Annotated in this window: 17 protein-coding genes and 1 riboswitch; of the genes, 8 read left to right on the top strand and 9 right to left on the bottom strand. The window is 59.6% G+C overall.

Going from position 1 to position 14,079, the window contains the following annotated elements:
- Positions 1-25 precede the first annotated feature (25 nt).
- Both V6S97_RS04825 and V6S97_RS04820 read left to right on the top strand, forming a co-directional pair.
- Complete coding sequence (locus V6S97_RS04825) at positions 26-952, top strand: ABC transporter ATP-binding protein (RefSeq protein ID WP_060726423.1); 927 nt, start codon at positions 26-28, stop codon at positions 950-952.
- Entirely contained in the window at positions 949-1,710 is a 762-nt protein-coding gene (locus tag V6S97_RS04820; protein WP_003507827.1) for an ABC transporter permease, read from the top strand. The genes V6S97_RS04825 and V6S97_RS04820 overlap by 4 nt, the downstream gene beginning before the upstream one ends.
- Before the next feature lie 75 nt (positions 1,711-1,785).
- Here V6S97_RS04820 and ribB read toward each other — a convergent pair whose 3' ends face one another.
- The 4 genes from ribB to V6S97_RS04800 all read right to left on the bottom strand — a co-directional run bounded on the left by ribB (position 1,786) and on the right by V6S97_RS04800 (position 4,558).
- Positions 1,786-2,427 carry a 3,4-dihydroxy-2-butanone-4-phosphate synthase gene (gene ribB, locus V6S97_RS04815; RefSeq protein WP_060726349.1) on the bottom strand — a complete coding sequence of 214 codons (642 nt, stop codon included), beginning with the start codon at positions 2,425-2,427 and terminating at the stop codon, positions 1,786-1,788.
- Between the two features lie 120 nt (positions 2,428-2,547).
- A riboswitch (FMN riboswitch) is annotated at positions 2,548-2,698 on the bottom strand.
- A gap of 159 nt (positions 2,699-2,857) precedes the next feature.
- A complete protein-coding gene (locus V6S97_RS04810) occupies positions 2,858-3,565 on the bottom strand; it encodes a TIGR02281 family clan AA aspartic protease (RefSeq protein WP_080866257.1) in 708 nt (235 codons plus the stop codon).
- Entirely contained in the window at positions 3,562-3,753 is a 192-nt protein-coding gene (locus tag V6S97_RS04805; RefSeq protein ID WP_003507833.1) for a DUF1289 domain-containing protein, read from the bottom strand. Before V6S97_RS04805 ends, V6S97_RS04810 begins: the two co-directional genes overlap by 4 nt.
- A gap of 19 nt (positions 3,754-3,772) precedes the next feature.
- Entirely contained in the window at positions 3,773-4,558 is a 786-nt protein-coding gene (locus tag V6S97_RS04800; RefSeq protein ID WP_080570344.1) for an adenosylcobinamide-GDP ribazoletransferase, read from the bottom strand.
- 152 nt (positions 4,559-4,710) lie between these two features.
- Between V6S97_RS04800 and cobT the strand changes: the two genes are divergently transcribed.
- On the top strand, positions 4,711-5,745 hold the full coding sequence (gene cobT / locus V6S97_RS04795) for a nicotinate-nucleotide--dimethylbenzimidazole phosphoribosyltransferase (protein ID WP_020012887.1): 1,035 nt from the start codon (positions 4,711-4,713) through the stop codon (positions 5,743-5,745).
- 8 nt (positions 5,746-5,753) lie between these two features.
- Positions 5,754-6,158, top strand: a complete 405-nt coding sequence (locus V6S97_RS04790; protein WP_003507839.1) for a diacylglycerol kinase — start codon at positions 5,754-5,756, stop codon at positions 6,156-6,158.
- Positions 6,159-6,197: 39 nt separating this feature from the next.
- Here V6S97_RS04790 and pdhS2 read toward each other — a convergent pair whose 3' ends face one another.
- The gene (pdhS2, locus tag V6S97_RS04785; RefSeq protein WP_080866256.1) at positions 6,198-7,733 is read right to left on the bottom strand and encodes a two-component system sensor histidine kinase PdhS2; all 1,536 of its coding nucleotides are present in this window, start codon (positions 7,731-7,733) and stop codon (positions 6,198-6,200) included.
- Positions 7,734-7,840: 107 nt separating this feature from the next.
- Between pdhS2 and V6S97_RS04780 the strand changes: the two genes are divergently transcribed.
- The 4 genes from V6S97_RS04780 (at position 7,841) to V6S97_RS04765 (ending at position 10,874) form a co-directional block, all read left to right on the top strand.
- The gene (locus V6S97_RS04780; protein WP_003507843.1) at positions 7,841-8,434 is read left to right on the top strand and encodes a thermonuclease family protein; all 594 of its coding nucleotides are present in this window, start codon (positions 7,841-7,843) and stop codon (positions 8,432-8,434) included.
- On the top strand, positions 8,427-9,071 hold the full coding sequence (locus tag V6S97_RS04775; RefSeq protein ID WP_334426169.1) for a uracil-DNA glycosylase family protein: 645 nt from the start codon (positions 8,427-8,429) through the stop codon (positions 9,069-9,071). Before V6S97_RS04780 ends, V6S97_RS04775 begins: the two co-directional genes overlap by 8 nt.
- 70 nt (positions 9,072-9,141) lie before the next feature.
- Complete coding sequence (locus V6S97_RS04770) at positions 9,142-9,630, top strand: Lrp/AsnC family transcriptional regulator (RefSeq protein ID WP_003507846.1); 489 nt, start codon at positions 9,142-9,144, stop codon at positions 9,628-9,630.
- A 278-nt stretch (positions 9,631-9,908) separates the two neighbouring features.
- The gene (locus V6S97_RS04765; protein ID WP_111781116.1) at positions 9,909-10,874 is read left to right on the top strand and encodes an aliphatic sulfonate ABC transporter substrate-binding protein; all 966 of its coding nucleotides are present in this window, start codon (positions 9,909-9,911) and stop codon (positions 10,872-10,874) included.
- Positions 10,875-11,046: 172 nt separating this feature from the next.
- On the opposite strand, the gene V6S97_RS04760 is transcribed toward V6S97_RS04765, so the two are convergent.
- From V6S97_RS04760 to V6S97_RS04745, 4 genes are all read right to left on the bottom strand, one after another.
- Positions 11,047-11,871: a class I SAM-dependent DNA methyltransferase gene (locus V6S97_RS04760; protein WP_111785015.1), complete on the bottom strand. Its 825-nt coding sequence runs from the start codon at positions 11,869-11,871 to the stop codon at positions 11,047-11,049.
- A gap of 84 nt (positions 11,872-11,955) precedes the next feature.
- Entirely contained in the window at positions 11,956-12,222 is a 267-nt protein-coding gene (locus V6S97_RS04755; RefSeq protein ID WP_060723297.1) for an usg protein, read from the bottom strand.
- A gap of 169 nt (positions 12,223-12,391) precedes the next feature.
- A complete protein-coding gene (locus tag V6S97_RS04750; RefSeq protein WP_003507864.1) occupies positions 12,392-13,222 on the bottom strand; it encodes an ABC transporter permease in 831 nt (276 codons plus the stop codon).
- Entirely contained in the window at positions 13,219-14,022 is an 804-nt protein-coding gene (locus V6S97_RS04745) for an ABC transporter permease (RefSeq protein WP_003507866.1), read from the bottom strand. Before V6S97_RS04745 ends, V6S97_RS04750 begins: the two co-directional genes overlap by 4 nt.
- Between the last annotated feature and the right edge of the window lie 57 nt (positions 14,023-14,079).

The raw sequence follows: 14,079 nt of genomic DNA, 5'->3' as shown, positions 1-14,079 counted from the left end.
ACTCGGTTTTTCGAAAGAATTCGCCATGAATGCCATTGTTTCGATACGGAATCTGACAAAATCCTACGCAAACGGCTTTCAGGCGCTCAAAGGTGTCAGCCTCGATATCAGGGAGGGTGAAATCCTTGCCCTTCTCGGCCCGAACGGCGCCGGCAAGACGACGCTGATCTCGATTGTCTGCGGCCTCGTCAATCCGGGTGAAGGTTCGGTGCTTGTCGGCGGGCATGATGTGGTGAAGGATTTTCGCCAGACCCGCGCCCTGATCGGCCTCGTGCCGCAGGAACTGACGACCGACCAGTTCGAGACGGTGTGGAACACCGTCAGCTTCTCGCGCGGCCTGCACGGGCAGAAGAAGAACCCGGAACTGATCGAGCGCATCCTGAAATCCCTGTCGCTCTGGAACAAGAAGGACAACATGCTGCGCGAGCTTTCCGGCGGCATGAAGCGCCGTGTGCTGATCGCCAAGGCGCTGGCGCATGAGCCGAAGGTTCTGTTCCTCGACGAGCCGACCGCCGGCGTTGATGTGGCGCTCCGCCGTGACATGTGGAACGTCGTGTCCGAGCTGCGGGCCAAGGGTGTCACCATCATCCTCACCACGCATTACATCGAGGAGGCGGAAGAAATCGCCGACCGGGTGGGCGTCATCAATGGCGGCGAATTGCTGCTGGTGGAAGAAAAGACGGCGCTGATGAAGAAACTCGGCCGCAAGCAGCTTTTCCTAGAACTCGCCCAGCCGGTGGAGCAATTGCCCGAAAGCCTCGCGTCCTTCGGTCTGACGCTTTCTGAAGACGGTTGCACCGTCACCTATGAAATCGAGGATAATGGCGAGCAGGGCCGTATTGCCGATGTTCTGAGCGCCCTTTCCGCCGCCAACATCCATTTCAAGGATATTTCAACGCGACAGAGCTCGCTTGAGGATATCTTCGTTTCGCTGGTGGGAGGCCAGAAATGAATTTCGAAGCCATCAAGGCCATCTATCTGTTCGAAATGGCACGCACGCGGCGCACCCTGCTGCAGAGCGTGGTCTCGCCAGTCATCTCCACCTCGCTTTATTTCATCGTCTTCGGAACCGCGATCGGTTCGCGGATTCAGGAGGTTGGCGGGGTTTCCTACGGCGCGTTCATAACGCCCGGCCTCATCATGCTGACGCTGCTGACGCAATGTATCGGCAACGGCTCCTTCGGCATTTATTTTCCGAAATTCACCGGCACGGTCTATGAGATATTGTCCGCGCCCGTATCGATGACGGAAATTGTCGCCGGCTATGTCGGGGCGGCGGCGACCAAGGGCCTGATGATCGGGACGATCATCCTGATAACAGCCACCTTCTTCGTGGATATCACCATCGCTCATCCGTTCATGATGGTGCTGTTCTTCGTGCTAACGGCTGTCAGTTTCAGCCTGTTCGGCTTCATCATCGGCATATGGGCGACGAATTTCGAGCAGCTGAACCTCATCCCCATGCTGGTGGTGCCGCCTTTGACCTTCCTTGGCGGCAGCTTCTATTCCATCGACATGCTGCCGCCCTTCTGGCAGACGGTCAGCCACTTCAATCCGGTGCTTTATCTCATCAGCGGTTTCCGCTGGAGCTTCTATGAGATCGCCGACGTCAATCCGATCATCAGTCTGGCGATGATCACGCTGTTTCTGGCGCTCTGCCTCGGTGTTGTCAGCTGGATGTTCAAGACGGGGTATCGGTTGCGGAACTGATCGGAAAAGCTTTTTTTAAAATTTAACGCCCGGTTTGCACCGGGCGTTTTCGTATTCACAACAAAGAAGCGCAGATCAGGCGACCTGCTTCTGCACCACGTCCTCGACAACCTCGCCCTTGAGGTAAGAAACGAGATCCTTGATCGTCACGACGAGCAGGCCGTGGCGTTCGGCAAAGACTTCGAGCTGGGGCAGGCGGGCCATGGTGCCGTCGTCATTGGCGACTTCGCAGATGGTGCCGCAGGGGAATTTGCCCGCAAGACGGCAAAGATCGACGGCCGCTTCGGTATGACCGGTGCGGCCGAGAACGCCTTGCGGGTTGGCGCGCAGCGGGAAGATATGGCCGGGGCGGGCGAAGTCTTCGGGGCGTGAATCCTCCGATACCAGCGCGCGCACGGTCTTTGCCCGGTCGGCGGCGGAAATGCCTGTCGTGGTGCCCGGAATATAGTCCACCGAGACGGTGAACGCTGTCTTGAGGGATTCGGTATTGCGCGACACCATCAAGGGAATGTCGAGGGCATCCAGTCGCTCGCCCGGCATGGCGACGCAGATCAGCCCGCGCGCATGGTTCATCATGAAGGCGATCTGCTGCGGGGTAATGCTGTCGGAGGCGGCGATGACATCGCCTTCGTTTTCGCGGTCTTCGTCGTCAACGACAATCACCATCTCGCCACGGGAAATGGCTTCGATGGCGTCTTCAATTCTAGCAATGGTCATTTTCTTTCAAGCCTTTCAAGGGTTATGCCGTTTTGCGGCATTTTCGCGCTTCAAGAAGCGCCAAATATCCCTTGGGCGAACAATGCAATGCGAAGCCAGCTTACGCGCCAGCGTCCTATGCCTTGTCCTCTTCCATCCGGACTATACCGTCGGCTCCGGCCTCTCACCGGATCTGCTGACCTTCCGGCTTTGGAGACCGGAAGCGCTCGCGGGCTCCGGGAAAAATCCCGATACCGCCGGTGGGGAATTGCACCCCGCCCTGAGAACAAGGCCAACATAAATTATCAAATGGGAAGGAATCAAGGGGCAATGGTCCGTCCGTGGCCCCTATGCGCGAAAAGAATATCCCCGTTGCGGTCGCATTGGGGTATTTCCTTTCCGGGGCCAATGGCTCGGGAAAACCGCAGAATGAACCGCAAAGGGCAGGGGGTTACCGGTCGCGCAGCCGCAGTTCATCGGTCTGCATCTGCAGCGAACCGAGCGTCGACAGGAAGCTCATGCCGAGCAGGCTCTGGCCCAATTGGCCATCCTGGGCGACGAGGGCCGGGATGTTGCGCCGCACGATCGGGCCAATGCTGATTTCCGACAGGGTGACGGGAGCTGCCGCCGTGCGGCCATTCGCAGTCATGACCGGTACGGTATAGCGGAGGTTTGTGGTGTCGATGCCGATTGCGGCGGCATCCGCATTGGCGAGCACCACCGAGCTTGCGCCGGTATCGACCAGCATGTGGATCGTCTTGCCTTCGAGACCGACATTCGCCTCGAAATGGCCGCTCATCGATTTATGCAGCACGATTTCCTGCTCACCGCCCGATGTGGTGACCACTACGGCGCGGCCGGGTATGAGGCCGCCCAGCAGTCGATCGCCGAAGGTTTGCAGATCGTAGCGATAGAGATAAAGCGAGACGAGGCCGAGAATGATGACAAGCCAGACGGCGAGCTGGCGGATGACGGTGCCGAAACTGCCGCGGCTTCCGGCCAATATGCCGGCGGACAGGAGAGCGGCAATGGGCAGAAGATAGAGAACATGGGCGAATTGATCATTATCGATGCCGAGTGTTCGCCCACCGTCATGATTGATGAGCAGCAGGCCAAGGCCGACGGCCAGCAGAAGGAGAACGATGGTCAGCCTGTTCATGCGGTATGCGTCTCCTTGGCGGTCTTGGGCAGGTTTGCCAGTCTTTGCGGCAGCAACCGCATGATCTCGCGGCGCTTCTCGTCGCTATACCCTGCCCAGCCGCCAATTTCATCCAGCATTCGCCCACAGCCGATGCAGAGGCTGCTGGTTTCATCGAGGCGACAGATGTGGATGCAGGGTGTTTCCATGATGATTTATATCAGGCCGTCATGCTGCAAGGGCAAGGGCGACAAGAATCACGATCTCCGTGATCTGCTGGCAGGCGCCGATGGTGTCGCCGGTATGGCCGCCGATCTTCCTGTCGCAGAGCCTGCCGAAAAGCATGGCCGCCAGAAAGGCTGCCGCCAGCACAAGGGCAATCGACAGGAGCGGCAGGGCGTGCAGCGTAAATAGTATGAAAAGCAGCAACCCGATCAAAAGCGCGATGTTGCGCTCGCTTGTGCCCGGCTGACCGGCGCTGGCGGCGATGCCGGAGGTTTTGGCGGCGGGCAGGGACTGCCAGTGCCAAACCATCAGGGCGCGGCTCATGACAAGCACAGCGATCAGGGCGGCGGCGGCGGTTTTTGCCGGCAGCGTCTCAATGAGCGAGGCGAGCGCGGTGGCGCGAAGCGCAAAGGACAGGATCATGGCGATGGCGCCATAGCTGCCGATGCGGCTGTCCTTCATGATCTCAAGCATTCGCGCCTTGTCCTTGCCGCTGCCGAAACCGTCGGCCATGTCGGCCAGGCCGTCTTCGTGCAGCGCCCCTGTCACGAGCGCCGTCAAGCCGATGACAAGCCAGCCGGTGAGCTGGGGAGAGGCGTCGAAGGCCGCAAAAACCACAACGAGGAAAGCGGCGGGCAGGGCGATCAGCAGACCGGCGGCGGGAAAGGCGCGGGCAGTGCGGCGCATCGACACACTGTCGGCATCATCAAAAAAACGCGAGGGAACGGGCAGGCGGCTCAGAAAGGCGAGGGAATGCATGACATCTGTTATAAAATCCCCGGCCTTCATGCTCTCTCCGTTGCAGTTGCTGCATTTCCGGTTGTTCCGCGGCGCATCCGCGATTATGAGAGGCGCAACAAAGACCGATTTGCCGGAAAACACAAGTTCCGGACGCATGAGCCGATGCGACAGCCAACCCGACGACGAGAAAGACAGATATCATGAGCATGAGCGGATTGCCCTTCGACGATTTCCGCGCGCTGCTGCGCGAGCTTCCCGGCCCGGACACGCACGCGCTTGTGGCGGCCAAGGAGCGCAATGCGCAGCTGACCAAGCCTGCCGGTTCGCTCGGACGTCTCGAAGAAATCGCCATGTGGCTGGCTGCCTGGTCCGGCCGTTCTCCGGCCGTCACCCGTCCGCTGGTGGCGATCTTCGCCGGCAATCACGGTGTTACCCGGCACGGCGTTACGCCTTATCCGACATCCGTGACCCAGCAGATGGTGGAAAATTTCGCGGCAGGCGGTGCGGCGATCAACCAGATCTGTGTCGCCAATGATCTTGGCCTGAAAATCTTCGATCTGGCGCTCGATTACCCGACCGGCGACATTACCTGCGAACCTGCGCTCTCGGAGCGCGACTGCGCCGCGACCATGGCCTTCGGTATGGAGGCGATTGCCGGCGGCACCGATCTTCTCTGCGTCGGCGAAATGGGCATCGGCAACACCACCATTGCGGCGGCGATCAATCTCGCGCTTTATGGCGGCACGGCAGAAGAGTGGACCGGTCCGGGCACCGGCTCGGAAGGTGAGGTCATGGCCCGCAAGATCGCGGCGGTGAAAGCTGCCGTGGAATTCCACAAGGACCACCTGTCCGATCCGCTGGAAATCATGCGCCGTCTTGGCGGACGCGAGATCGCGGCGATTGCCGGCGCCATCCTCGCCGCCCGCGTGCAGCGTATTCCCGTGCTGATTGACGGTTATGTGGCGACGGCCGCTGCCGCTCTTCTCAAGGCCGCCAATCCTTCGGCGCTCGATCATTGCCTGATCGGCCATGTCTCGGGCGAGCCCGGCCATCTGGCCGCCATTGAAAAGCTCGGCAAGACGCCGCTGCTGGCGCTTGGCATGCGGCTTGGCGAAGGGACGGGGGCAGCACTTGCCGCCGGCATCGTCAAGGCCGCTGCCGCCTGCCATTCCGGCATGGCGACGTTCGAAGCGGCGGGTGTGGACACCCGCATCAGTTCCCGCACCGATCATTGAGGCTGAAGATGGACGTGACGCCGCAAAAGAAGCAACCGGAACCCGTCTTTCGCAAGGAAAAAGGCTGGCGGCATCTTTTGGCCGCCGCCCGCTATTCCGTGCAGGGGCTTGGCCGGCTGTGGCAGGAAGCAGCGTTCCGGCATGAGGTTCTTGCCTTCGGCGTCGGGCTCGCCCTGCTTCTGGTCGTGGGCGCGCCGTTTGCGCATCTTCTCGTCTTTACGGTGCTGATGCTGCTTCTTTTCTCGGTGGAGGCGCTGAATACCGCCATCGAAGAGTTGGTGGATCGCATTTCGCCGGAAATCTCCTCGGTCGGGCGGCATGCCAAGGACCTCGGTTCCTTTGCCGTCTTCTGCCTGTTGATGGCGAACGGATTTTTCGTGCTGTATTCGCTGGTGACGACGCTGTTCCTCTAAGCGGAGCGCCTCCGCTTTTTTGGCTAATGCTCAGGGTTTTCAGGCGAAGGACCGCCGGCGCGGCTGGATGGCGTGGGTTTCCTCCACGGCCGGCAGGCTCTGCAGCACGCGTTTTGCCGGCAGGATGGCGATGCCTTCGGTGCCCTCGCGCAGTTTCGATTTCAGGATGAACTGGCCGTCATGCTTGGCGAGAATGGCCTGAACGATGGGCAGGCCAAGACCGGTTCCCTGTTCGGCGCTCTTGATCGCGATCGAGCCCTGACCGAAGGCCGACAGCACCACGGGAATTTCATCTTCGGGTATGCCGGGGCCATTATCCCTGATCGACACATATTGGCCGCCGCCCGCGGTCCAGCCGGCTTTCACGAGGATTTCGCCGCCCTGCGGCGTGAATTTCACGGCGTTGGAAAGCAGGTTGAGGATGACCTGGCGAATGGATTTTTCATCGGCCCAGACCTGCGGCAGGCTGTTTTCGAACTGCTGGGAAATCCTGATATTCTTGGCGCGGGCGCGAAGCTGGATCATGCCGATGCAATCCTCGGCGATTTCCAGCATCGAGATCGCTTCTTCGTTGAGGTCATAGCGGCCGGCCTCGATGCGCGAGAGGTCGAGGATTTCGTTGATGAGATCGAGCAGGTGCTGGCCGGAGCGGTGGATATCTCCGGAATATTCCTTGTAGAGCGGGTTGTTGAGCGGGCCGAGCACTTCTGACGCCATGACCTCGGAGAAGCCGAGAATGGCGTTGAGCGGGGTGCGCAGCTCATGCGACATGGAAGCGAGAAAACGTGATTTGGCCAGATTGGCCTCTTCGGCGCGGCGTCGCGCCTCATCCGAAACCGAGTTGGCGACTTCGAGCTCGGCGATAAGGTCGTCCTTTTCCGTCTGGGACGACAGGAGCTTGACGCTGGTCTGGTAGAGCCGGCTGGTGATGCGATGACAAAAGAGGATCGCCATGCCGAACATCAATGCAAGGCCGACATCGAATGGATCACGAGAGATGGCCGAGGTGACGCACAGCGCCGCCATAACCGGCAGGAATGTCATGAAAGTCGCCCGCCGCAGCATGAAATTGGCCATGGCGGTCAGCGAAAGCGCGATCAGCAGCGTTGCGCCCTTGAAGAAGAGAACAAGCGTCGGGTCGTTGCGCACCGGTTCGGCCAGTGCGAACATGGCCCATGCGCAGCCGATGAGGATCTGCATGCCGAGGAACAGATTTTTCCAGTGCTGGAGGTTTTCGGCGGTGATCTCCTGTTTCGCCGCTTTCTTGGCCAGCACCAGAGCGATGGCGTGGAAGCTGAGCGCAATCAGCGACCAGATGATCAGCCCGATGTCGCGGGTGATATAAAGACCGATGACGGAGGCGAGCACGATGAAAAGCGGCATGAACATCGCGCCCTGAAGGGTTTCGGCGATGTGCATGGTCAGCATTTCGCGTTCATAGGCTTCGGTTCCGCCAGCACCCTGTTGCAGGCGTTCACGTGTCGTCTTCACCGTGTCGAAGACCGCCTTGTTGCGATGCTTTTTCGACCGGTCGACGATGATCTTGTCGGTGGACGTGCTGACGCTTTTACTCATTGTTACAACGCGGGTGACATGAACCCTTGCAGACTACGCGCAAAATCTTAAGAAGATGCTGCCGTTAAAGGATTTGTTTGCCATTTCTGACAAGGGTTTGTTGTTACATGAGACGAAATGGAGGCAAAAGCAGGCGTTTTTCGGCATTTCGCGATGGCGGGCTTTTTCTCGCCACGGTTTTTCTCGGTATTCTGATCGCGGCCAAGCTCGATCAGATCAACAGCGAAACCTATAGCGGCCGCTTCTTCGTGATCGATGGCGATACGCTGTCAAAGGGTGAGGAACGTTTCCGGCTGCTCGGTATCGATGCGCCGGAGCTTGCGCAGACATGTCTGCGCGGCAGCGAAAGCTGGCCGTGCGGCGAGGAGGCGCGCCGTGTCCTGCAACGGCTGGCCCAGCCGGCGGATTTTTCCTGTTCCGGCAGTTCCAGAGACCGTTACGGGCGGCTGCTCGTCTATTGTTCCGCAGACGGCAGGGATGTCTCATCGGAAATGGTGTCGGCGGGTTTTGCGGTCGCATCAGGTTATTTCCAGTTCTCAAGCGAGCAGTCGGCGGCGCGCAGGGAGGCGCGCGGCATCTGGGCGGGAGAATTCGAGAAACCATCGCAATGGCGGCGGGAACACCGTGCCGCGGATCTGGAAACGCCGCCGGCGGGTTTCCTCACCATTATCCGCCATCTTCTGGGATGGGACCATGGTTGAGCTAGCGCTGGTGCGTGATGATGGGCTGGACGGGTTGCGCGGCGAAATCGCCCGCTGTCGTCTCTGTCGCGATATGCCGCTCAACGGAATGGCTGATCGCCTGCCGCACGAACCCCGGCCGGTGGTCGTCATGTCGACCAAGGCGCGTATCCTGATTGCCGGGCAGGCGCCGGGGCTTCGTGTGCACGAAACGGGGTTGCCCTTCAACGATGCCTCGGGTGACAGGCTGCGCCAGTGGCTGAACGTCGATCGGGAGACATTCTATGACCCGGATCGTTTCGCCATCGTGCCCATGGGCTTCTGTTTTCCCGGTTATGACGACAAGGGCAGCGACCTGCCGCCCCGGCGCGAATGTGCGCCGCACTGGCGCGAGCGGGTAATGGTGGCAATGCCGCAGGTGGAGCTGATCCTCGCCATCGGCCAATATGCACAGGCTTTTCACCTGGGTGAAAGGCGGGGCAAAACCATGACCGAAACGGTGCAAAACTGGCGCAGCTATCTCCATGCCAATTCCGATCCCGGCATTTTTCCCCTGCCGCATCCGAGCTGGCGCAACACCGGCTGGCTGAAAAAGAACCCATGGTTCGCGGAGGAGCTGCTGCCGGTTCTGCGACAACATGTGGAAATGCGGCTTTAGTGAAACAATTTTCTGTTTTTCTGCGAAAATTAGTGTATTGAAAGGAAATTAATTCAGGAGGGTAGACGCATTGGATCGCCTAGACCGTAAGATTTTGCGCATTCTGCAAGAGGATTCCACGCTGGCCGTTGCCGATCTGGCGAAAAAGGTCGGCCTTTCCACGACGCCCTGTTGGCGGCGTATTCAGAAGATGGAAGAAGACGGCGTCATCCGCCGGCGCGTGGCGCTGCTCGATCCGGTCAAGGTCAACACCAAGGTCACGGTTTTCGTTTCCATCCGCACCGCTTCCCATTCCATCGAATGGCTGAAGCGCTTCTCCGAGGTGGTTTCCGAGTTTCCGGAAGTCGTCGAATTTTATCGCATGAGCGGTGACGTCGATTACCTGCTGCGGGTCGTCGTGCCTGACATTGCGGCCTATGACGCTTTCTACAAGCGCATGATCGCCAAGATCGAAATTCGCGACGTGTCCTCCGCGTTTGCGATGGAGCAGATCAAATATACGACCGAACTGCCGCTCGATTACATGCTGCTGGATAATCCGAAATCCGGCGAGGAGTGATCCGCCCCCGGTTATGGTTTTTGATCAATGCCCTTTCCGGCTGCCGGGGAGGGCATTTTTATTGGCGGGTTGCCTTTCCTGCCCTGCCAGGGGTTGATCCTGCCGGAAGGGCCATCCGATAGCCGCCGCCCGGCCACGACAATCTTATTCCGCCCATAACGGCAAATTCGCACATTCAATTCTCTCGGCGCTGTCTCCGCGCAAACTGGGATTTTGATAAAATCTCTCGAATATCTACGCTTTTGCTGTCGAAGGATGGAATAGCGAGGGATATCCATATGCTCACACGACGCGGAACATTGGGACTGATTGCAGGTGCGACCGGGGCGGCGTTTCTGCCGCATATCCGGCGGGCAAGCGCTGCAACCACAACATTGCGGATTGGCTGGCAGAAGAATGGCGTGATAGCGCTCGCGAAAAGCCAGGGCGCGCTCGAAGCGCTGCTGAAAGATCGCGGCATCGAGGTCAAATGGTCGGAGTTTTCCTCCGGGCCGCCGCTTCTCGAAGCGCTTGGCGCAGGCGCGCTGGATATCGGCCCGACTGGCGATGTGCCGCCGCTTTTTGCGCAGGCCGCCGGCGGCAATCTGCGTTACGTCGGCACCTACAAGGCTGCGGCCGGTGGGTCGGCCATCCTCGTGCAGAAGGATTCGCCGCTGAAGGCGCTCGAAGACCTGAAAGGCAAGAAGGTTGCCTTCAAGCGCGGCTCCAGCGCCCACAACGTCACGGTCAAGGCGCTGCGAAAGGCCGGATTGACCTTGAACGACATTACCCCAGTCGATCTTGCGCCGCCGGATGCGGCCGCCGCCTTCCGCAGCGGCAGCATCGACGCCTGGTCGATCTGGGATCCCTATTTCGCGGTGGCGGAAAAAGAGCCGACAACACGGGTTCTCTCGACCGCCGAAGGCATCGTCGATCCGTGGAGCTACTTCCTCGCCAACGGCGATTTCGTCGAGACCAATCCCGATCTCGTGCCGCTGATCCTCAAGGAACTGGCGAATGTGGGTGCGAAGGCGCAGGCCAATATCGATGCAACGGCAAAATCGCTGGCGTCGATCACCGGCGTTCCCGAGGATGTCACCAAGGTCTCGCTGACACGGCCGGGAGCCGATCTCGGACGGGTCTCGCTGGTTCCGGATGAAGCCATTGCCTATCAGCAGGCACTTGCAGACGAATTCTATGATCTGAAGATCGTGCCGAAGAAACTCAAGGTGGCGGATATCGTCTGGCGTCCGAAGGCGAGTTGAGAGGGCGGGAAAGTTGAGTCTCTTCAACCCGCTGGCGGATGTTGCTGAGAGCTTGATTCAGGCAGGAGCCGTGTTCGCCATATATAGGGCGAGCGCGTGCTGCTTGTTTCTTCTCCCCGCCGGGGAGAAGAAAGGTGCCGAGATGTCGGGGGCATAAGCCTCCGATGTCGCATCAGCCCTTGAGCTTCGCAATCACCAGATGACCGGGCGTCGGATTGCCGTCCTGCATGCGCACGTTGATGTCGGTCACTTCGAGAACCTCGAAACCGGTCGCGGCCAGTCTTTCGCGGACATAAGTTTCCGCATGGGCGAAACGCTGGTGCGGGCCGACCATATAGGGGCGTCCGGCGAGCGTCGCTTCGGGCAGAGTTTCCGACGAGAAGATCAGCAGGCCGCCGGCATTGAGGTTTTCGGCAGCGCCGAAAAACAGTGGCTCCAGCGCGCCGAGATAGGGCAGCACGTCGGTGGCGGTGATGATGTCGAAGGGCTCGTCGTCATTGTCCTCGAGAAAATCCTCGGCTTCGGCGACATAGAGCGTCTCGTAAAGGTCCTTCTCATGGGCGATCTCGACCATGTTTTCGGAAATATCAATGCCGGTGATATCGTCGGCCATATCGCGCAGCGCTTCGCCGGTGAGGCCGGTGCCGCAGCCGAGATCGAGCAGGCGCTTGAAGGGGCCGAGGTTGAGGGTCTGCAGCCGCTGGCGCACCATCATCGGCACGGCGTAACCGAGCTGCTCGACAAGAATATCCTCGAAAGCTTCGGCATGCTGGTCGAACAGGGTTTCGACATAGGCATCAGGTGCTTTCGATGGTTGTTCGCCCCGGCCCATGGCGGCGATGCGAACGGCCGCGCCGCCGTGATCCTCCGGATCGATGGCGAGAACTTCTTCATAGGCCTTCACCGCCGCATCCACATCGCCTGATTTTTCAAGCGCGAGTGCGCGGTTATAGGCCTCGGCAAGCGCCTCTTCGTCGATTTTCTGGTTCTTCGTCATCGTGCCTTATCCGTCAGCGTCTTCAGTTGAAGTTTGCTGTAAGCCGCATCGGAGGCGGGCGCAATGTTTATGTGGCGCGATGGCTCAGTGGAGGATGAACTCCCCTTTGAGCGCGCGCCATTCCTGCGCCGAGATCACCTGCCGGTGCACGTAGCGGACGGAGTGCAAAGGCCCGTCGAGCTTTTCTTGCCAGAATTTGAGGAACCCGTGCATTTCGGGGAAATCAGGGGCCAGATCATAGTCCTGCCAGACATAGGTCTGGAGAACCAGCGGATGGTCCGGCAGGCGATAAAAAATCTGGGCGGTGGTGAGGCCGTAGCCTCTCAGCATCATTTCCATGTCCTTGTTCATGACGGCGGTTCCCGTTTCCATGATTGCCGATCACAGCATTGCCGCTGTATCGAATATGGGAACACGACATGGTTAATCCAAGCTTGCCAGGGACATGGATTGTCATAAAATAGTTATATTTTTCAAAATGTTAGCAGCCTTCCTTGATGAGTGCTGCCAACGCCTCCGCTTAGCGCTTGAGATGGCGCGTCAGGCGGGCCTCCAGCCATGCCCAGACATGTCTCAGCGTTTCGACGATCGTCAGGTAGAAGATCGCCGCCCAGAGATAGGCCTGATAATCGAAGGTGCGGGAAAAGGCGTAACGCGTCTGCCCCATCAGGTCGAAGACCGTGACGATGGAGACCACCGCCGAACCCTTGATCATCAGGATGATCTCGTTGCCATAGGGACGCAGCGCCACGATGAGCGCCTGCGGCAGGATGACCTTGCGGAAGGTGATGAGTTTCGACAGGCCGAGCGAGGCGGCCCCCTCGTGCTGGCCGCGCGGCACGCTGCGGATCGCGCCGCGCAGGATTTCGGCCTGATAGGCGGCGGTGTTGAGAGTGAGCGACAGGAGGCCACAATACCAGGCCTCGCGGAAGAACCACCACAGGCCGACGGTCTCCAGCCCCTGGCGGAAGCTGCCGAGGCCGTAATAGATCAGGAAAAGCTGCGCCAGAAGCGGTGTGCTGCGAAAGACATAGACATAGGCATAGGCGAGTGCGCCGATGACGCGGTTTTCCGACATGCGGCCGAAGGCGATCGGCACGGAAAGAATGGCGCCGAGAATGATCGAGCTGCCGACCAGCGTGATGGTGGTGATGAGACCATCGATGTAACGCGGCCCGTAACGCCCGAATTTATCCCAGTCCCAGCCTTCGATCATGGCGAAGATCAGCCCGGCGGCGAGCAGCAGCCAGAGCGTGATGACGGCGATGCCGACGATGCGGGAAATATTGAGCGGCTTGTCCGCTACCGCCGGGGCAGGGCGCGCGGGAATGAGTTCCTGAACATGGCTCATCGGCTTACCTCCGACTTGCGCGACCAGCGATCGATGAAACCGATGCCGATGGACGAAAGCAGCGCGAGAATGAGATAGAGCAGGCAGGCGATGCTGTAAAAGAAGAAGGCTTCCTTGCTGACGCGGGCGGCGATGCCGGTCTGGCGGATGATATCGGCAAGGCCGATGATCGAGACGTAGGACGTGTCTTTCAGGAGGATGACCCAGAGATTGGTCATGCCGGGCAGGGCGATGCGGACGAGTTGCGGAATGATGATGAGCACCATGGTGCGGCCCCGCGAAAGACCAAGTGCGGCACCTGCCTCATATTGCCCCCTGGGTATGGCCTTGAAGGCGGAGAGCAACACTTCGGAAGCATAGGACGAGAACACCACCGACAGCGCCACCATGCCCGCCACGAAAGCGTTGATCTCGACCGGGCCGGTGATGCCGATATAACCGGCCACCGATTGCAGCAGCATCTGGATGCCGTAATAGACGATGAAGAGCGTCAGGAGTTCCGGCAGACCTCGGAAGATGGTGGTGTAGATACCGGTCGCCAGCCGCAGCGATTTTTCTTCCGATTGTGCAGCGAGCGCGATGAGAAAACCGATCAGCAGTCCGACGGGCAGGGTGGCAAGCGCCAGCGAGATCGTGACCTTGACGCCGAAAGCGATCTCATCGCCCCAGCCAGCATCGCCGCAGGCGACCAGGGTGCCGTTTCCGAAAAGCGAGAAGAGACCGACCGGCCCGCAGAAGGGATCGAGAAGTGTCGAGACATAGGTCCAGAACGCACCTATGGCGGAAAATGCTCCGCTCATGCCAGTTTTCCCCTGCGGTCTTAAGCCGCCGTGATTGTTATCGTGACGTTTTCAAAC

The sequence above is a fragment of the Agrobacterium sp. CCNWLW155 genome (assembly GCF_036888815.1).
Lineage (GTDB): Bacteria > Pseudomonadota > Alphaproteobacteria > Rhizobiales > Rhizobiaceae > Agrobacterium > Agrobacterium radiobacter.
The sequence above is the reverse complement of the archived record's forward strand: the minus strand, read 5'-3'. Positions and strand labels throughout refer to the sequence as shown.